We start from the raw sequence: 18,445 nt of genomic DNA on the forward strand, positions 1-18,445 counted from the left end.
AACGGACATCTTGTCATGATCTTCGAGGCGCGGGAGAATCAAACCTCGTGACCACCGATGTAGCACTTGAGCCGTTGCGCCGCATCGCCGCTTATGCCGTCATCGTCGACGAGCAAGACCAGGTTCTCCTGGTCCGCAACTCCCCGCACTCCGGCACGCCCGGTGTCTGGTCCCTCCCTGGTGGGGCCGTGGACCATGGCGAGCACCCCAACGACACCACGGTCCGGGAGACCGCGGCCGAGACGGGGCTCTCCATCACCATCACCGGTCTCCTCGATGTCCTCTCCGACCTGCGGTCCATGCCGCATCGCCGGGTGACCATCCATACCGATCGCCTGATCTACACCGCCACCATCCGCGGCGGAGCCCTGCGCGAACGGGCCGGCCAGCCGACCGACCTGGTCCGCTGGGTGCCCCGGCAGGCAGCCGCCGAGCTGCTCCTGCGCCCGTTCACGGCGACCGCGCTCGGCCTCGGCACGGGACACCGTGTCGAGCGCATCCTCTCCGCCGATCTGCTCCCCGATGAGGTGCCGGAGTTCCCGAGCTTCCACATCATGGAGGGGCCCGACGGGCTGCACCGGGCGCAGCGCTTCGCGGCCTACGCGGTGGCGACGGACATCGACAACCGGGTGCTGCTGACCAGGGTCTCCCCGGGCTACCCCGGCGAGGGCCGCTGGCACCTGCCGGGCGGCGGGACCGACTTCGGCGAGCAGCCCAGCACCGCTCTCATCCGGGAGCTGCTCGAGGAGACCGGCCAGGCCGGCCGCCTCGGCAAGCTGCTCGGCGTGGCGAGCCACCGTGACCCGGCGTCGCTGGGTCCCGAGGGCTACCCGATCGACTGGCACGGCGTCCGGGCCTTCTACCGGGTCATGGTCGACGCGGCCACGACGCCGCTCGTGCACGACAAGGGCGGCTCCACCTCGGGCGCCTCCTGGCTCGACCGCGCCGAGGTCGAGGCACTCGCCGATCATGAGATGACCGAGGTGACCGCGGAGGCGTTGCGCGCGGCCGCTATAGGTTAGGGGCGTGGAGAAGAGACGGCGGATCGGGGCCTACGGCCTCGCCTATGACGAGCGCGGCCGGGTGCTGCTCGTCCGATCATCGATTCGGTCGAACACCCCCGGCACGTGGTACCTCCCCGGTGGCGGCATCGATCACGGGGAGGATCCCCGCGTCGGTGTGGTGCGGGAGTTCATGGAGGAGACCGGCCTCGTCGTCGAGATCTCCGGGCTCCGCGATGTCAGCTCCGACGTCGTCGAGTTCCCCTGGCGCGGCGTCCTGCTGCACCACGATCGGGTGATCTTCGACGTCGTCGTGACCGGCGGCGAGCTCACCACGGAGACCGACGGCTCCTCCGACCTGCCCGAATGGGTCGACCCGGCCGACCTGTCGAGTCTCGATCTGGTGCCCTTCGCCGCCCGGCTGCTGGGCCTCGGTGACGGCGCCGTGCCGGTGCCGGAGACGCCCGAGAATCCGGTCGGGGACGACAGCGGCGAGACGGATCTCAGCGGTCGCCCGCCGTCCGACGCGACGAGCAACAAGATCAAACGCTTCGGCGCGTACGGTGTGGTCACGGACCCCGACAACCGCATCCTGCTGTCGCTGATCGCCGCCGGTTACCCCGGCGCGGGGCTGTGGCACCTCCCCGGCGGCGGGGTCGACTTCGGCGAGCAACCCGCCGAGGGTCTCGTCCGGGAGGTCTTCGAGGAGTCCGGCCAGCGTGGCGTGGTCGCCGACCTGATCGATGTCTCGTTCTTCCACGACCCGGCCGCGGTGGGCCCGGAGGGTGTCCCGCTGGACTGGTATTCGGTGCGCGCCCTCTACCGGGTCGCGGTCGCCGAGCCCGCTCCGACCAGGGTGACGGAGGCCACGGGCGGCTCCACCGAGCAGGCCCGCTGGTTCACTCCCGCCGAGGTGGCGGGGCTGACGCTCACCGATTTCGCCCTGTCCGCTTTGCGTCATCTGTGATCTTGCGAACGGCCCGCACCATATTGATCAGGTAGACTTGTGGGCTGTGAGCGTCCGTCCAGTGGCCGCCGGCGGCGTTGCCCGCCATCTGTGCGTGAAGTGCGCACACGGCGGCGCAGTGCGCCTGGCCAGCGACGATTTGACGGGCGCTCGATGTGAGACGACATGATCGTCGGGGGTAACCGACCCCCAGCGAGAATTGTCCAAATCGGTGAACGGAGCAGATCATGCTCCGCCGTGGGGTATCGCCAAGGCGTGCCCGGGTGTGCGATCGTGTAGCTCGCGCCGGACGGCCGCCGAGGCGGCGGAGAGGAACCGTTCGGCAATGGAGGGACACGTGCCGAGAGCCATTTGGCGTCGGCGTCGCACGACGGACAGCCCGCGCCCCGCAGGGCGGCAATGGGCAGGCCGGTTGCGTCAGGGTGGCCACGCCGCCCGACAGATGCTGCTGGTCCGGGTCGGTCGTCGACGGACCGCACCGCTCAACAGCGCTCCCACTCTCAGCTCTGCCAGCATCGCTGAGATCAACAGCATCATGCCGATCAGCCCCGCGCCGATGGGTGTGGCGACGAAGCCACTCGACCCGCCGGCTCCCGGCCCTGTCGTCATCCCGCTGCTGCCAGGCGAGCGCACGCTCGACCGGCGGGTCAAATTCTGCCTCGTCCAGGCGTGCACGCTGGCGAGCCTCTTCCTGGGCATGACCGCGATCATGCTGGCGATCGGTGGCGCCGACCCCCGCTGGGGCGCGGCCTGCCTGCTCGCCTGCATCACCTTCGACGGTGTCGACGGCGCGCTCGCTCGGAAGTTCGGCGTGGCCAGCCCCTTCGGCGTCCAGATGGACTCGCTGGGCGACATGACCAGCTTCGGCATCGCCGCGCCGATCGTCATCTACTCCTCGCTGCGGGGTGACCTGCCCAACGGGCTGCTCATCGCCGCCTGCGCCATGATGGCGGCGTGCGCCGCGATCCGGCTCGCCCGGTTCAACGTCTCGCCTAAGGACGGCCGCTTCTTCAGCGGTGTCCCGACGACGATGGCCGCGACCGTGCTCGCCCTCGGCGTTCTGCTCAACCTGGGTCTGCCGCCGGTCGCCATGGTCGTCGGTGTGGTGCTGATCGCGGTCGCGATGGTCTCCAGCTTCCCCTACGCCAAGCTGGTCAAGGTCTTCAAGCTGCCGCCGTGGATGCTGCTGCTCGTGCTCTTCGGCGCCATGTTCAGCGCCAAGCTCACCTTCGGCCTCGTCGTCCTGGCCTACCTGGTCAGCGGTCCGCTGCTCTGGCTCCACCAGCGCAAGCAGCAGCAGCCCGCCGCCGTCTAGACAAAGCTCCACGAGAAAGGGCCCGCCCCACAGGGGGCGGGCCCTTTCTCGTTGCTTCGTCTACTAGAGCCAGCGGGCGATCACGGTCTTGGCACCGACGACGCGGTCACCGGGCGCCACCAGCGCCTCGGCCTTGTCAGCGGGCAGGTAGACGTCGGTACGCGAGCCGAAGCGGATCAGACCGAAGCGCTCACCTTTGGCGAGCAGGGAACCGATCGGCGCCCGCTGCACGATCCGGCGGGCGATCAGCCCGGTCCGCTGGGCGACGACGACCCGGCCCTGGCCGTGTGCCGACTCCAGCACGGTGTAGGCGGCGACGTTGTGCTCCGCCTCCGGCTTCATCGCGGCCGCGTAGCCGCCGTCCTCGACGAAGTAGTCCACCACCTTGCCCGCGATGGGCGCCCGGTTGACGTGCACGTCGAGCACCGAGAGGAAGACCGCGATGCGGAGGAACTCCTCGTCGGCGAAGCGCTCGTCGTAGAGGCGCTCGACCGAGAGGACCTTGCCGTCGCTCGCCGCGACGACCGAGGCGACGTCCGAGGGGACCTCGCGCTCCGGGTCGCGGAAGAAGGCGGCGACCGGGGCGGCGGCGATGGCGGGCACCAGCCACGCCTTCGACTTCGGCCGGATCAGCTTCAGCAGGGCGGCCACGCCGAGGGTGATGCCCGCTGCGGCGACACCGTTGGAGTCGATGTTCATCGAGCCGGCGAGCGGCACGGACGAGGGCCGGTACGCCGGGGCCAGCTTCGCGGCCAGCTTCGCGTCGGCGTCGCTGAACCGGAGGCGGTGCACGCGTACCGGAGGAGTGTTGCGCAGGACCAGGTCGGAGCCGACGCCGTTGAGCGCGGCCTGCCGGTCGAGCTCGTCGACTGCGCCACCGGCGATCCCCGGCACGGCGACCGCCGCGATGACGAGCACACCGCCGTCGCCCACCAGGTGCGTGACGCTGTCCATGATCGATCGCGCGTCGTCCGCCGTGCCCACGACCGCCTCGCCGACGACCACGATCTCGGCGGGCTTGGCGTCACCGGTCGAATCGACGACCGTGACCAGGTCGGCGACATCAGGGCTGAGCGAGGCGATGTAGGCCCGCAGCACGGGTGCGCGCTCGTCACCGACGATCGTGAGGGTGTCGCCCTCGCGCAGCGCGGTGAGCGCCTCGGCGAGGACGAGCGAATCGGGAGAGACACCGATCAACAGGGCGGTCTTGGGCCCGGAGCGGCGGTGCAGCTCGGCGGTGAGCGTGCGGGCGGCGCGGTCGCCGATGCGAACCTGGCCGAGCGGTCCGACTGACTGGGACATGAGAGCGGGCTCCTTGATCGTGGTGCGGGTTCGTCCTACCCGACGCGCCAACCGTGATCCTAGACCGTTCACCGAAGCCCGGCCTGCCAGCCAGCTTCCTCGCGCTCTCCGGTCACGTTTTGCAGCAAAGCGTGGCCTCGCTTCGCGTCCAGGCCACGCTTTGCTGCAAAACGTGACCGGGTCGGGTTCGGGCCGGGACAGCCGGACGGCGTGCCACCGAGGAGGAAAGCTCGGTGGCACGCCGTCCGGTGGCGCGTGGTGCTACTTTCGCGAGCCGCGCAGCGCGCCGGCCAGGCCGATCAGGCCGACCACGATCAGGCCGCCCGCGACGAACCAGCCGAAGTCCGGCAGCTCGATCGAGATGGTGTGCCGCAGCAGCCAGCCGGTGGCGATGACCACGAAGACGAGACCGAAGACGAGCGAGAGGACATCGGTGCTGTGCTTCTTCATCGGGATACCTCCGCGTGCCCTGCAGTGACGTTGACAGTGATCCGGAGCTTGCCGCCGCCGGCGCCGTCCTCACCGAGGTCGGTCACGGTGAAGTCGTTGACCCGGACCCCGCTGGAGTCCCGATCGAAGAGCTTGACATCGCCGAGCTTGACGTTGGCGATCGCCTCGACGTCCACATTGTCGGGGAGCTTGATCTCGAACTCGCCCCCCTCGATCTGGACCGTGAGGTCCCGGTCCTGGCCGGTGAAGTCGAGCTCGCTCAGGTCGAGCGTCGCCTGGCCGAACTGGTGCTCGTAGCGGTCGTTGAGCTGGCTCAGGCTCGTCGGCTGCCAGGTCACGTCACCACCGGCGCTGCGTGAGCGCTTCCAGTCGCCGGACGGGCCGACGATGGCGAGCGCCACCGTGAGGACGATGCCGAGGGCGATCAGGCCCCGGGCCCGACCGATGAAGGCACCGACGACGAGGCCGAGACCCACGGTGATCAGCCCGGCCGCGATGTAGCCGCCCGCCGGGATGGAGGCGACATTGCTCAGATCGATCATGCCGAGTACGCCGATGACCAGCAGCCCGATCGAGAAGACGATGCTGCCCAGGCGGGAGTGCTCCTTCGGCGGCAGCGGCAGCACCACGGCCGGCGGCGGAGCTGCCGGTGCGTAGGGGCCGTGCGGTGCGAAGGGGGGACGGTAACCGGCTGACGCCGACGCGGCGGTCGGATCCTCCGACCCGTCGGCGGGGGGTGTCCAGACAGGCTGTTCTTCCATGACCGGTACCTGACCTCCTCGATTGCGGTTGGAGAGCGCGACCACGAGCCCGACGATGAGCGCGCCGATCACCGCCACGTGCCAATTGTCGGTGACACCACCGAAGGCGATCAATGCGATGACGCCGATGATCACCGTGAGAACCGGTGAGGTGCTGGAGCGGCCCCGGCCGAAGAGGGACTCGATCGGTGAGGCGGAGTCGCCGTCGGCCGGCGTACCCAGCCAGAGTGCGAGATAGAGCAGGATGCCGAGACCGCTGAAGAACGCGAGCGCGATGAACAGCACCCGCCACAGGATGGGATCGGTGTTCGTCGCCCTGCCGATGGCGCCCGACACACCGGCGAAGACGCGCGGTTGGCGCGGGCGGATCAGACCGTACCGGGCGGCGAAGGCACCACTGGGTGGCGGTGCCTGTGCCCCCGGCGGAGGGGTACCACCGGTCGGCGGGCTGGGTTCAGCCGTCGATCCGGCCTCCGTCGGGGCGTCGGTGCCCTCCGGGGTCGGGGTCGCACCGGGCGGCGGCGCGTCGTGATTATCGGTCATGGCTAAATCCTGGGGTACGACGTTGCCGAGCCGCCTCCGGCACCGACCCTGAGGCCACCCTGATCCTGCGACCCTGAGCGCATCCCGCAAGGTCAGGGTCGCATCCGGTGGTCATCGGCCGATGGGCGTGTGACGATCGGAGGAAGCCCGGAATCGTCCGCTCAGACCGAGGAGCTCGTCATCACCGTCCCCCCGCTGCGCCGCAGCCGCTCCGACCGCATCGTGGCCGGAGTGGCCGGAGGCATCGCCGCGCACACGCGGGTCTCCCCGGCCATCGTCCGGCTCGCCTTCGTCGCCCTGCTCGCCTGGAACGGCATCGGCGCGGTGATCTACGCCATCTACTGGGCCGTGGTGAAGGACGACGTCGAGGGCCCACCCGTCGAGCGCGACCGGCGCCGCGTGCTGTCGTATGTCGCGCTCACGATCTGCGTCGTCCTCGGCGTCTACTTCCTGCTGCACTCCGACACGATGGCGGCCGCGACGGGTCTGCTGATCGCCCTCGTCGCGGTCGGCGCCGGGGTCATCTGGCACCAGGCCGACCCGGGGCGAGCCCGGTCCACCTGGATCGGCCGAGCCCTGGGCGAGCGCGATCGCCCCGCCTTCGTGGTGCGCTTCATCGGCGGTGCGATCCTCGTCTCGGTGGGCGTGATCGGGGTCGCCCTGATCAACTGGCCGCTCAAGGGCGGTGGGCCGGACACATCCTCGCTGATCACGGCACTCGTCTTCACCCTCGTCGCGCTCGCCGGGGTCGGCGTGGTCGTGGCGCCGATGCTGTGGCGCACCTTCGGCGCGCTGCGGTCGGAGCGGGAGGGCCGCATCCGCGAGCAGGAGCGGGCCGAGCTCGCCGCCATGATCCATGACCAGGTGCTGCACACGCTCGCCCTGATCCAGCGCAACGCCGGTGATGTCGCCACGGTGACCCGGCTCGCCCGCGGGCAGGAGCGCTCGCTGCGCAGCTGGCTCTACAAGCCGACCGGTTCGGCGGAGGAGTTCTTCGCGGCCGGCATCGAGCAGGCGGCGGCCGAGGTCGAGGACACCTACGCCATCGTGGTCGAGACCGTCGTGGTCGGCGATCGAAAGGTCGACGAGCACACGGCGGCACTCGTGGCGGCGACGAGAGAAGCGCTTGTCAACGCCGCCCGGCACGCTAAGGTCACCACCGTCGCCCTCTACGCGGAAGTGGAGCCCACGGAGATCAGCGTCTTCGTCCGGGACCGCGGAGTCGGCTTCGACATGTCGACTGTGGAGGAGCACCGGCACGGCGTACGCGGGTCCATTGTGGGCAGAATGGCGCGGCACGGCGGCAAGGCGGAGATCCGCAGCGAACCGGGCGAGGGCACCGAGGTCCGCCTCACCCTGCCAACGAAGGAGAACTCATGAGCACGGAAGAGCGGCGCCTGCGGGTCTTCCTCGTCGATGACCACGCGATGTTCCGGGCGGGGGTCCGCGCGGAGCTCGGCGTCCACGTCGACGTCGTGGGGGAGGCGGCCACGGTGCAGGAGGCGATCGCGCAGATCGCCCGGCATACCCCCGATGTCGTGCTGCTCGACGTCCACATGCCCGACGGCGGTGGCCGGGCGGTGCTGGAGGCGATCCGCAAGACCACGCCCAACGTCAAGTTCCTCGCGCTCAGCGTCTCCGACGCCGCCGAGGACGTGATCGGGCTCATCCGTGCCGGGGCCAGGGGTTACGTCACCAAGACCATCTCGCCGGACGAGCTCGCCGGCGCGATCCGCCGCGTCGCCGACGGTGACGCGGTCTTCAGCCCGAGGCTCGCCGGGTTCGTGCTCGACGCCTTCGCCGCCCGGCCCGATGCCGCGCTCGCCGATCCGGAGCTGGACCAGCTCACCAACCGCGAGCGCGAGGTGCTGCGCCTGCTGGCGAGGGGCTACGCCTACAAGGAGATCGCGAAGGAGCTCTTCATCTCCATCAAGACGGTCGAGACGCACGTCAGCAATGTCCTGCGCAAGCTGCAGATGTCCAACCGCTACGAGCTGTCCCGCTGGGCGGCCGACCGCCGCCTGGTGTGACGAGGCCGGGTCGCCGGCCCTACCGGGTCATGAGGTAGGGCCCTTCCACTGACAGCTTGCTCAGAGCGCGCCTCGGCCCGCTCGGAGGATGAGCAGGGCGAGCTGGGTGCCGTCGGCCCCGAGCTCCTGGCGGAAACGGTCGAGGATCTCGCGCTCGCGCGACAGCACGAGCCTGGTGCCGCCGGACGCGACCCGGGTCGCCCCGACCCGCTGGGAGATCGCCGCGCGCTCCCGCCACAGGGCGATGATCGTGGCGTCGATCTCATCGATTCGTTCTCGCAGAGCGACGATCTCCTCTGCCGCGGCGTGCTCCTTGGTGCCGGTGCCGCTGATGCCGTCGGCCAGTTTCGGTGCGGTGGTGATGCTCATCTCTCGTTCTCCTAGCTGAAGGTCGGGATTGACGAGCCCGGACGCAAAAAAGCCCCGGACTCTTCGGGAGTCCAGGGCTTGGCAGGTCTGTGTGATCAGACGCGACCAGCGGCTGGGGAAGCTCCCGAAGCCGCAAAATAAAATCGCACCTGCTTGATCACGCTCCCCATCTTGCCACAGCCAACGGGGTGTGCGCGAGCCCTCCCAGCAAATGGGAGAGCTCGCGCACACGGCGATACGCATACCGGGAGATGAATCCTTACGGCAGGCGCGTGATCCGGTTGGCAGCCGTCGGGGAGACCGGAGCCGCCCCGAGGTAGGCGACGAGCGCGTCCACGTCGAAGCCGGGCGCGAAGACCCGACCGGTGCCGAGCTTCAGGTTGGTGAAGCCGTCACCGCCGTTGGCGAGGAAGTCGTTCGTCGTCACCTTGTAGGTCGCCGCGGGGTCGATCGGCGTCCCGTTGAGCGCGATGTTCGACACGCGGGAGCCGAGGGGGCCGGAAGCGGTGTAGGTGTAGGTGAAGCCGCTGCTCACCTGCAGGATGCGCGTGGTGCTCTGGCCCGCGTACCCGGCGAACTGCTGCTCCAGCACCTCCTTGATCTGCGCTCCGGTGAAGGCCTGCGTGACGACCAGGTTGTTGAAGGGCTGGACCGTGAAGGCCTCGCCGTAGGTCACCGCGCCGGCGGGCTCGCCACCGGGCGAGGCCGAGTAGGCGATGTCGGCCCGGACGCCGCCGGGGTTCATGAGGGCGATCACGGCACCGTTGGACGCCGCGGTGTAGGCGAGCTGCGCGTCGGCGATGACATCGCCCATCACGCTCTCGCCGCTCGGCAGGGCCGTGCGGGTGATGTCGGCGGTGATGGCGCCCACCACGCGGTTGGCGAGCGGTGCGACGGCGACGCGGTACTTGTCGGCGATCACCTTGGCGGCCGGGTCCACCAGGGCGGGGTTGCGCACGAAAACGCCCGGCGCGGAGGTCTGCCAGGTGCCGTCGGGGTTGCGTACGCCGTTCTCCGCGATCACGTTGCTCGCCGAGACGGACGTGAACTTGAAGGTCCGCTTGTCGAGCGTGTAGTCGATGTTCGTGACGAGCTGGCCGTTGGTGCCGGCGCTGGTCACGACCGTGCTGGCGCCCGAGGAGTTCGGCAGCGCGCAGGAGTAGAACCGGTGCGTGTGGCCCGAGACGACGATGCCGTAGGCCGGGTCGAGGCCGCCGACGATGTCGGTGATGGGTCCGGCGAACGAGGCACAGCTCGACGGGTCGGCCGGCGTGACGTTCTGCGTACCGCCCTCGTGGATCAGCAGCACGAGCGACCTGATGCCGATGAAGCGCAGCAGCTTCGCGTAGAAGTTGGCGACCTCGATCTCATCGCGGAACTCGACCGTGGTGATGCCGGCCGGGTTGACGATGGTCGGCGTCGCCTCCAGGGTCATGCCGACATAGGCGACCGGCACGCCCTGGACGATCCGCAGCGAGATCGGGTCGAGGATCGGCAGCTTGGTGTGCTTGTCGAGAACGTTTGCAGCGAGGTAGCGGAAGTCCGCTCCGCTGAACCCGTCGCCGTCGGCGCAGCCGTCGGTCGGGTGACAGCCGCCGCGCTGCAGGCGCTTGAGCTCGGTGATGCCCTCGTCGAACTCGTGGTTGCCCACGGAGCTCAGGTCGAGCCCGGCGTTGTTCATCAGCTCGATCGCCGGCTCGTCGTGGAACGCGGCGCTGACCAGCGGCGACGCGCCGACGAGGTCACCGGCGCCGACGGTCAGCGACGACTTGCCCGCTGCCGTCGCCTCCGAGCGCAGCCGCTTCACCAGCGTGGTGAGGTACTCCGCGCCACCCGCGGGAGTGCCGTTCACCGCCGCGCCGCTGCCGGTCGGCGGGTCGATGGCGCCGTGGAAGTCGTTGAACGCGAGCAGGTTGCCGCGCGCGGTGAGGGCCTGTGCCGTGGCCGCCCCGTAGGTCACCGAGACGGGGGTCATCGGGGTCCAGCGCTCCGCAGCCGCAGTGGGCTGCGAATTCGCCAGCGGTAGCGTGGCGATGACCGCGGCAGCGAGGGCGGGAACGCCCAGGGTGCGAACGAGGCGGGTAAGCCTGGTTTGCGGTTGCCTCTGCCGACCAAGATCGGACATTGGGGATGCCTCCGATAGGAAGGGAAACGATCGTCACCGATCATCATGGTGCTCCGGAGGTAACAGCGCCAGGAGCGTTCGGTGTTGTCTTGATGGCGATGTCGGTGCGCCGGAATAGACTCGGCGCACCATGCATGCACTCTTTGACCTCCCCGCAGCCACACCCGCTGAGAGCGCCGCTTCGCCGTCGGCGGCCGTCGTGCCGTCATCGCCGGAGCCGAGACGCCCGGCCGTCGATCCGGAGAAGCTGCTGGAGGGTCTCAACGACCCGCAGCGTGCAGCCGTCATGCACAGCGGATCGCCGCTGCTGATCGTGGCGGGCGCCGGCTCCGGCAAGACCCGGGTGCTGACGCAGCGCATCGCCTACCTGCTCGCCGCGCGCCACGTGCACCCGGGCGAGGTGCTGGCGATCACGTTCACCAACAAGGCGGCCGGCGAGCTCAAGGAGCGGGTCGCGCAGGCGGTCGGCCCCCGGGCCAGGATGATGTGGGTCTCCACCTTCCACTCGTCCTGCCTGCGGATCCTGCGTGCCGAGCACGAGCACGCCGGGCTGAAGAGCACCTTCTCGATCTATGACGCGGACGACTCGCGGCGGCTGATGACGATGGTCTCCCGGGAGCTCGACATCGATCCCAAGCGCTACCCGCCGCGCGGGCTCGCGGCGCAGGTCAGCAACTTGAAAAACGAGCTGATCGACCCGGAGTCCTTCACCCCGGCGGGCCCGCAGCAGCGCATCCTCGGCGAGGTCTACACGCTCTACCAGGCGAAGCTGGCGCAGGCGCACGCGCTGGACTTCGACGACATCATCATGCGCACCGTCCACCTGCTCCAGTCGCACCCCGACATCGCGGAGAAATATCGCCGCCGCTTCCAGCACGTCCTCGTCGACGAGTATCAGGACACCAACCACGCGCAGTACACGCTGGTCAAGGAGCTGGTCGGCCAGACCGGCGAGCTCTGCGTCGTCGGTGACGCCGATCAGTCGATCTACGCGTTCCGCGGTGCCACGATCCGCAACATCCTGGAGTTCGAGCGCGACTACCCGCAGGCGCGCACGATCCTGCTGGAGCAGAATTACCGCTCCACCCAGACGATCCTCACCGCCGCCAACGCGGTGATCGACCGCAACACCGGCCGCAAGGCCAAGCGGCTCTGGTCCGACCAGGGCGAGGGCGAGCGGATCGTCGGCTATGTCGCCGACACCGAGCACTCCGAGGCCGACTGGGTCGCCCGCCAGATCGACAAGCTCGCCGACGCCGGTGAGGCGCGCCCGGGTGACGTCGCCGTCTTCTACCGCACCAACGCGCAGTCCCGCGTCTTCGAAGAGGTCTTCATCCGCTTCGGCCTGCCCTACAAGGTCGTCGGCGGTGTCCGCTTCTACGAGCGCAAGGAGGTCCGTGACGCGCTCGCCTACCTGCGGTCGGTCTCCAACCTCGACGACACGGTCTCGGTGCGCCGCATCATCAACACGCCCAAGCGCGGGATCGGCGAGCGGGCTGAGGCGTGCGTCGAGGCGCTCGCCTCCCGCGACCGGATCTCGTTCGGCGCCGCGATGCGCCGCGCGGGTGAGGCGCCGGGCATCTCCGCGCGCGCGGCCAACTCGATCGGCGGGCTGGTGGAGCTGCTCGACGAGGCGCGGGTGCTCGCCGAGACCGCCCCGCCGGAGCAGGTTCTGGAGCTGCTGCTGTCGCGCTCGGGCCTGCTCGCCGAGCTGGAGACGAGCGTCGATCCACAGGACGAGGGCCGCCTGGAGAACCTGCAGGAGCTCGTCAGCGTCGCCCGCGAATACACCGAGCGGCTCGAGGCGTCCGAGGGCGATGAGCTGCCCACCCTCGCGGGGTTCCTGGAGCAGGTCGCGCTGGTCGCCGACTCCGACCAGGTCCCCGAGGACGATCCGGACCACCAGGGCGTGGTCACGCTGATGACGCTGCACACGGCGAAAGGGCTGGAGTTCCCGGTCGTCTTCCTCACCGGTCTCGAGGACGGCGTCTTCCCGCACCAGCGCAGCCTCGGCGACGCCAAGGAGCTGGAGGAGGAGCGGCGCCTCGCCTATGTCGGGATCACCCGCGCCCGCCGGCGCCTCTTCCTCAGCCGGGCGGTGACGAGGTCCGCCTGGGGGCAGCCGTCCTACAATCCGGCGTCGCGGTTCCTGGAGGAGCTGCCGCCCGAGGTGACGGATTGGGAGCGCACCCAGGGGGCGTACACCTCATGGGGTGGTGGGATCGGCGGGCGTGAGCGCAACGCGGGCGCGACCAGCACCTTCACCGGCGGCACGAGCCGCGCCGCGGCGATCGCCTCCAAGATCGGGATCGACCCGTCGAAGCTCGCGACCGCGAGCGACCTCGCGGCCGCCTCGGTGCCGTCGCTGGCGGCGGGCGACCGGGTGCTGCACCAGCGCTACGGCATGGGCCGGGTGCTCGCGGTCGAGGGCAACGGCCCGCGCGCGCAGGCTCAGGTCGACTTCGGCGAGCAGACCGTCTGGCTCGTCCTTCGCCACGCCTCCATCGAAAAGATCTGAGAGCGGCCCGTCAATCGGCGCCTGGCGGCGTTGCTCGTCGCCTTGTGTCCAAAGGGCGCACACGGCGGCGCCGCGCGCCTTGCCGGCCGCCAATTGACGGGCGCTCTACGCTTCGGCGAGGGTGACCACGTTGGCGAGCAGCATCGCCCGGGTCATCAGGCCGACGCCGCCGGGGTTGGGGGAGAGGTGCCCCGCGACCTCGGCGACGGCCGGGTCGACGTCGCCGAGCAGCCGTGCCTTGCCGTCCGGGTCGGCCGACTCGACGCGCGTCACGCCCACGTCCAGTACGGCGGCGCCGGGCCGCACCATCTCAGGCTTGATGAGGTGGGGGACGCCCGCGGCCGCCACGATGATGTCCGCGCGCCGGGTGTGCGCCGCGAGGTCCCGGGTGCCCGTGTGGCAGAGAGTGACCGTGGCGTTCTCGCTGCGCCGGGTGAGCAGGAGCCCCAGCGGCCGCCCGACGGTGGTGCCCCGGCCGACCACGACCACCTCGGCTCCGTCGAGCGGCACGCCATAGCGGCGGAGCAGCTCGACGATCCCGAGGGGCGTGCACGGCAGCGGTGCGGCGACGCCGAGCACGAGGCGGCCGAGACTGATCGGGTGCAGCCCGTCGGCGTCCTTGGCGGGGTCGATGAGCTCGAGCACCCGGTTCTCGTCCAGCCCCCGCGGCAGGGGCAGCTGCACGATGAACCCGGTGCAGGCGGGGTCCGCGTTGAGCTCGGCGACGGCTGCCTCGACCTGGGCCTGGGTCGCATCGGCGGGCAGGTCGACGCGGATGGAGGCGATGCCGACCTCGGCGCAGTCGCGGTGCTTGCCGGCCACGTAGGCACGGGAACCCGGATCGTCACCGACCAGCACGGTCGCGAGCCCGGGCGTGATGCCTCGTGCGGCGAGCGCCGTGACGCGGGAGCGGAGCTCGTCCTTGACCGCCGCAGCGGTCGCCTTGCCGTCCAGGATCGTTGCGGTCACGTGGCCAGATCCTACCGACCGCCCCGGCGGCGGCGACCTCGGCCATTCATGATCGAAGTACTATCGATGTTGTTATGACTTTATGAACAAGCTCACCCTGTGTGCTCTGCGTTAATCGATTCCACAGCGTGAGACGACAAATAGGCACATAATTTCTGGGTTGCTACGACGGAGGAGCACGGACCTCTCTCGGCGACAGCGGCACGGGTTACGGCCTATTACGACATAATCCGGTACTATTCGCCCGACCGGCTGGGCGGCGTCCTAATACCAGGACGAGGGGAAGACAGGCAAGTCAACGTGCACCGATCGTCACTGACCTGTGATAGTCGAAGTTGTGCGGGCCACCTGCTCCGACCTACCTTTGCCGGACGTTGTGCGGTCGCCACCCCTCGCGGTGGTGACTACGCAGCGTGAGGACATGAGGAGGCTCAATGCAGGTTCGTAGGCTCGCTTCTTGGACCGCGATCCCGCTCGTCGCAGCGCTCGGCTTGGCGGCCTGCGGTAGCGGCAGCGACAGTGGTGGCAGCTCGGCCGGTGTGGTGAGGATCGGCATCGCCGAGCCCAAGCACCTGATCCCGACCAACACCTCGGAGGTCAGCGGTTCTCAGGTGCTGGCGGCGCTCTTCGCGCCGCTGGTCGACTTCGACGCGGACAACAAGCCCGTCGAGGTGCAGGCCGAGTCGGTCAAGACGACCGACAACAAGGTCTGGACGATCAAGCTCAAGGACGGCTGGACCTTCCACAACGGTGAGAAGGTCACGTCCGACAGCTACATCAACGCCTGGAACTACGGCGCCTACGGCCCGAACGCCCAGGACAACAACTACTTCTTCGAGAAGATCGACGGCTACGCCGCGATGAACCCGCTCGACCCCGACGGTACGGGTCCGCAGACCGCGCCGGCGCCGTCCGCCAACAAGCTCAAGGGCCTGGCGAAGGTCGACGACACGACGTTCACGGTGACGCTGAGCGCGCCGTTCAGCGAGTTCAAGTCGATCATCGGCTACACCGCCTTCTACGCGCTGCCGCAGGCGGCGTGGGAGTCCGAGGGCAAGCTGAAGGCCGACTTCGAGAACGCGCCGATCGGCAACGGCCCCTTCAAGATGAAGGGCACCTGGAAGCACGACCAGCAGATCGAGGTCGAGAAGTACGACGGCTACGCCGGCTCCGTCAAGCCGACGATCTCCGGTGCGCAGTTCAAGGTCTACCAGCAGCCCTCGGCCGAGTACGCCGCGCTGCTCGCCAACGACAACGACGTGATGAAGGCGATCCCCGCCGAGAACCTGTCGACCGTCGAGGGCGACCTCGGTGACCGCTACCTGCACAGCCCGGCCTCGGCGCTGAGCATCCTGGCGTTCCCGACCTACGACAAGAACTACTCGAACCCGAACGTCCGCAAGGCCATCTCGATGGCGATCGACCGCGACGCGATCGTGACCCAGATCTTCAAGGGCACGCAGAAGTCGGCGCGCTCGTTCGTCTCCCCGGTGGTGGCGGGTTACCGCGACAACACCTGCGGTGCGGCGTGCGAGTACAAGCCGGGCGACGCCAAGACGCTCTACCAGGCCAACCAGGGTCCGGCGAAGCTCACCATCAGCTACAACGCCGATGGCGCCGGTAACAAGGACTGGGTCGAGGCGACCTGCAACCAGCTCAAGACCAACCTCGGCGTCGACTGCACCGCGCTCGCCGAGCCGAAGTTCGCCGACCTGCTGACCAAGGTCCAGAACAAGGAAGCGGTCGGCATGTTCCGGATGGGCTGGTCCATGGACTACCCGTCGATGGAGAACTACCTCGGCCCGCTCTACACCACGCGCGGCTCGTCGAACTACTACGGCTACAGCAACCCGGCCTTCGACGCCCTGGTGGCGGAGGGCTCGGCGGCTGCGACGCAGGAGGCGGCGATCGCCAAGTACCAGCAGGCCGAGGACATCCTCGCGCAGGATCTGCCGGTGCTCCCGCTGCGCTTCGGCCAGAACAACTACGGCATCTCGACCAAGGTCAAGAATGTCGAGATCGACCTCTTCAACCGGGTCGACCTGATGAAGATCGAATACATCGGCTAGCCCAGCCGTAGCTCTCTTGTGGCGCTGTCCGGTCCCTTCCGGAGCCGGACAGCGCCACAGTCATGTCCGGCCAAGTTCTGCCACCCCCAATTTGGCGGAATCCACCGGGAACCCTCCCAAATACGGAGAGACTTGACACATGTTCCGCTTCATCGTGCGGCGCCTGCTCCAGGGGGTACTCACCTTCTTCGGGGCCACGCTGGTCGTATTCGCGCTGATGTTCGCCGGTCAGGGCGATCCGATCCAGGCGCTCGCCGGTGAGAAACCGGTCAGCGCGTCGCAGCGCGCCCAGCTCACCGAGCGTTTCCACCTCAACGACGGCTTCTTCCAGCGCTACTACTACTTCCTGCGGGATCTCTTCAGCGGCGACATCCTGAACTTCAACGGCCAGCCGGTCTTCGACCGTCTCGGCGAAGCGCTGCTCCTCACCAGCAAGGTCGCCCTCATCGCGATCATCGCGACCGTGCTCTTCGGTGTCACCGCCGGCGTCATCTCGGCGCTGCGGCGCGGCGGCATCTTCGACAACTCCACGCTGATCCTGACCCTGATCGTCATCGGCATCCCGGCGATCGTGCTGGCGCCGCTCGCGCAGTTCATCTTCGGCATCAAGTGGAAGATCTTCCCGGTCATCTACACCTCCGACCAGCCGGTCTGGTCGTTGATCCTGCCCGGCCTCGTGCTCGGCTCGCTCTCCCTGGCGACGGCGATGCGGCTCACGAGGGCCTCGGTGGGGGAGAACCTCCGGGCCGACTACGTGCGGACCGCGACCTCCAAGGGCATGACCCGCAAGCGGGTGATCGGCGTACACGTGCTGCGCAACTCGCTGATCCCGATCGTCACCTTCCTCGGTGTGGAGCTCGGCAACCTGATGGGCGGTGCGATCGTCACCGAGGGCATCTTCAACATCCCGGGGATCGGCGGGCTGCTCTACCGCGCGATCGGCGTCGAGGACGGCCCGACGGTGGTCACCATCGTCAGCGTCCTGGTGATCATCTACATCGTGGTGAACCTGATCGTGGACCTCCTCTACGCCGTACTCGACCCGAGGATCCGTTATGAGTGATTTCGAGACCGTCGGCGCCACCGAGCTGCACTCGGCCACCCCCGGCCTGGCGGGCGAGCCCGGCGCGCCCGGCCAGCCCACCACGCCGTCGGAGCAGGCGAAGGTACGCAGTGCCGCCGCCGACGCCTGGCGGGTGCTGCGGCGCAATCCGATCTTCTGGATCGCCTCGCTGATCGCCGTCGTCGTCATCGTGATGGCCTGCTGGCCGTCACTGTTCACCAGCGCCGATCCCAACGCGTGCAGCCTGGACAAGCAGATGGCGGCACCGAGCGGCTCCGCGATCTTCGGTTACAACTTCCAAGGCTGCGACGTGTACGCCCACGCGGTCTACGGCGCCCGCAACTCGCTGCTGGTGGGTGGCGGTGCCGCGATCCTCGCCGGGATCATCGCCATGGTCATCGGCATGCTCTCCGGATACTTCGGCGGCTGGGCCGACGCGATCATCTCCCGGATGGTCGACATCGTCCTGGCGATCCCCCTGCTTCTCGGCGCGATCGTGCTGATGAAGCGGGTGCCGACCGGCAACCAGGGGCTGCGCGTCGCGACGCTCATCCTCATCCTCGGCCTGCTCGGCTGGACGACCGCCGCCCGCGTGGTGCGGTCCTCGGTGATCACGGCGAAGCAGCAGGACTACGTGTCGGCGGCCCGGATGCTCGGTGCCGGCAACGGCCGGATCATGTGGCGGCACATGCTGCCCAACGTGGTCGCGCCGTTCCTCGTGATCATCACGATCGCGCTGGGCGCCTTCATCGCCAGCGAGGCGACGCTCTCCTTCCTCGGCGTGGGCCTGAAACCGCCCAGCATCTCGTGGGGCATCGACATCTCCGACTCGCGCGGTCACATGCGGGAGAAGGTGACGCCGCTCGCCGTACCCTCCATGTTCTTGGCCTTGACCGTGCTCGCGTTCATCATGCTCGGCGACGCGATCCGCGACGCCTTCGACCCGAAGCTGCGGTGAGGACC

15 protein-coding genes are annotated in these 18,445 nt (G+C 69.0%); 9 read left to right on the forward strand and 6 right to left on the reverse strand.

Translation table 11 applies throughout. From position 1 onward, the window contains the following. The first annotated feature begins 47 nt into the window (after positions 1-47). The 3 genes from F4553_RS24580 to F4553_RS24590 all read left to right on the forward strand — a co-directional run bounded on the left by F4553_RS24580 (position 48) and on the right by F4553_RS24590 (position 3,283). A complete protein-coding gene (locus F4553_RS24580) occupies positions 48-1,022 on the forward strand; it encodes an NUDIX domain-containing protein (protein WP_184839703.1) in 975 nt (324 codons plus the stop codon). A gap of 4 nt (positions 1,023-1,026) precedes the next feature. Next, complete coding sequence (locus F4553_RS24585) at positions 1,027-1,968, forward strand: NUDIX hydrolase (protein WP_184839705.1); 942 nt, start codon at positions 1,027-1,029, stop codon at positions 1,966-1,968. 412 nt (positions 1,969-2,380) lie between these two features. After that, positions 2,381-3,283, forward strand: coding sequence for a CDP-alcohol phosphatidyltransferase family protein (locus F4553_RS24590; protein ID WP_184839707.1), 903 nt, complete (start codon positions 2,381-2,383; stop codon positions 3,281-3,283). A gap of 63 nt (positions 3,284-3,346) precedes the next feature. Here F4553_RS24590 and F4553_RS24595 read toward each other — a convergent pair whose 3' ends face one another. The 3 genes from F4553_RS24595 to F4553_RS24605 form a co-directional block, all read right to left on the reverse strand. Beyond that, a complete protein-coding gene (locus tag F4553_RS24595) occupies positions 3,347-4,585 on the reverse strand; it encodes a phosphatidylserine decarboxylase (RefSeq protein WP_184839709.1) in 1,239 nt (412 codons plus the stop codon). Between the two features lie 261 nt (positions 4,586-4,846). After that, a complete protein-coding gene (locus tag F4553_RS24600; RefSeq protein WP_184839711.1) occupies positions 4,847-5,035 on the reverse strand; it encodes a hypothetical protein in 189 nt (62 codons plus the stop codon). Continuing rightward, the gene (locus F4553_RS24605) at positions 5,032-6,339 is read right to left on the reverse strand and encodes a PspC domain-containing protein (RefSeq protein WP_184839713.1); all 1,308 of its coding nucleotides are present in this window, start codon (positions 6,337-6,339) and stop codon (positions 5,032-5,034) included. The genes F4553_RS24600 and F4553_RS24605 overlap by 4 nt, the downstream gene beginning before the upstream one ends. A 180-nt stretch (positions 6,340-6,519) precedes the next feature. Between F4553_RS24605 and F4553_RS24610 the strand changes: the two genes are divergently transcribed. Then, a complete protein-coding gene (locus F4553_RS24610; RefSeq protein WP_184841165.1) occupies positions 6,520-7,719 on the forward strand; it encodes an ATP-binding protein in 1,200 nt (399 codons plus the stop codon). After that, the gene (locus F4553_RS24615; protein ID WP_184839715.1) at positions 7,716-8,369 is read left to right on the forward strand and encodes a response regulator; all 654 of its coding nucleotides are present in this window, start codon (positions 7,716-7,718) and stop codon (positions 8,367-8,369) included. The genes F4553_RS24610 and F4553_RS24615 overlap by 4 nt, the downstream gene beginning before the upstream one ends. Positions 8,370-8,429: 60 nt before the next feature. Here the strand turns inward: F4553_RS24615 and F4553_RS24620 are convergent, their stop codons facing one another. Then, positions 8,430-8,738, reverse strand: coding sequence for a chorismate mutase (locus F4553_RS24620; RefSeq protein WP_184839717.1), 309 nt, complete (start codon positions 8,736-8,738; stop codon positions 8,430-8,432). A 259-nt stretch (positions 8,739-8,997) separates the two neighbouring features. Next, complete coding sequence (locus F4553_RS24625; RefSeq protein ID WP_246466514.1) at positions 8,998-10,713, reverse strand: bifunctional metallophosphatase/5'-nucleotidase; 1,716 nt, start codon at positions 10,711-10,713, stop codon at positions 8,998-9,000. Positions 10,714-10,993: 280 nt separating this feature from the next. Between F4553_RS24625 and pcrA the strand changes: the two genes are divergently transcribed. Continuing rightward, positions 10,994-13,381: a DNA helicase PcrA gene (gene pcrA / locus F4553_RS24630; RefSeq protein WP_184839721.1), complete on the forward strand. Its 2,388-nt coding sequence runs from the start codon at positions 10,994-10,996 to the stop codon at positions 13,379-13,381. Positions 13,382-13,486: 105 nt separating this feature from the next. On the opposite strand, the gene F4553_RS24635 is transcribed toward pcrA, so the two are convergent. Further along, positions 13,487-14,350: a bifunctional methylenetetrahydrofolate dehydrogenase/methenyltetrahydrofolate cyclohydrolase gene (locus F4553_RS24635; RefSeq protein ID WP_184839723.1), complete on the reverse strand. Its 864-nt coding sequence runs from the start codon at positions 14,348-14,350 to the stop codon at positions 13,487-13,489. A gap of 434 nt (positions 14,351-14,784) precedes the next feature. Between F4553_RS24635 and F4553_RS24640 the strand changes: the two genes are divergently transcribed. The 3 genes from F4553_RS24640 to F4553_RS24650 all read left to right on the forward strand — a co-directional run bounded on the left by F4553_RS24640 (position 14,785) and on the right by F4553_RS24650 (position 18,440). After that, positions 14,785-16,419, forward strand: a complete 1,635-nt coding sequence (locus tag F4553_RS24640) for a peptide ABC transporter substrate-binding protein (RefSeq protein ID WP_184839725.1) — start codon at positions 14,785-14,787, stop codon at positions 16,417-16,419. A 139-nt stretch (positions 16,420-16,558) separates the two neighbouring features. Next, positions 16,559-17,482 (forward strand): ABC transporter permease, encoded by a 924-nt coding sequence (locus F4553_RS24645; RefSeq protein ID WP_184839727.1) that lies wholly within the window; start codon positions 16,559-16,561, stop codon positions 17,480-17,482. Beyond that, complete coding sequence (locus F4553_RS24650; RefSeq protein ID WP_184839729.1) at positions 17,475-18,440, forward strand: ABC transporter permease; 966 nt, start codon at positions 17,475-17,477, stop codon at positions 18,438-18,440. The genes F4553_RS24645 and F4553_RS24650 overlap by 8 nt, the downstream gene beginning before the upstream one ends. Positions 18,441-18,445: the final 5 nt, after the last annotated feature.

The sequence above is a fragment of the Allocatelliglobosispora scoriae genome (genome assembly GCF_014204945.1).
GTDB lineage: Bacteria > Actinomycetota > Actinomycetes > Mycobacteriales > Micromonosporaceae > Allocatelliglobosispora > Allocatelliglobosispora scoriae.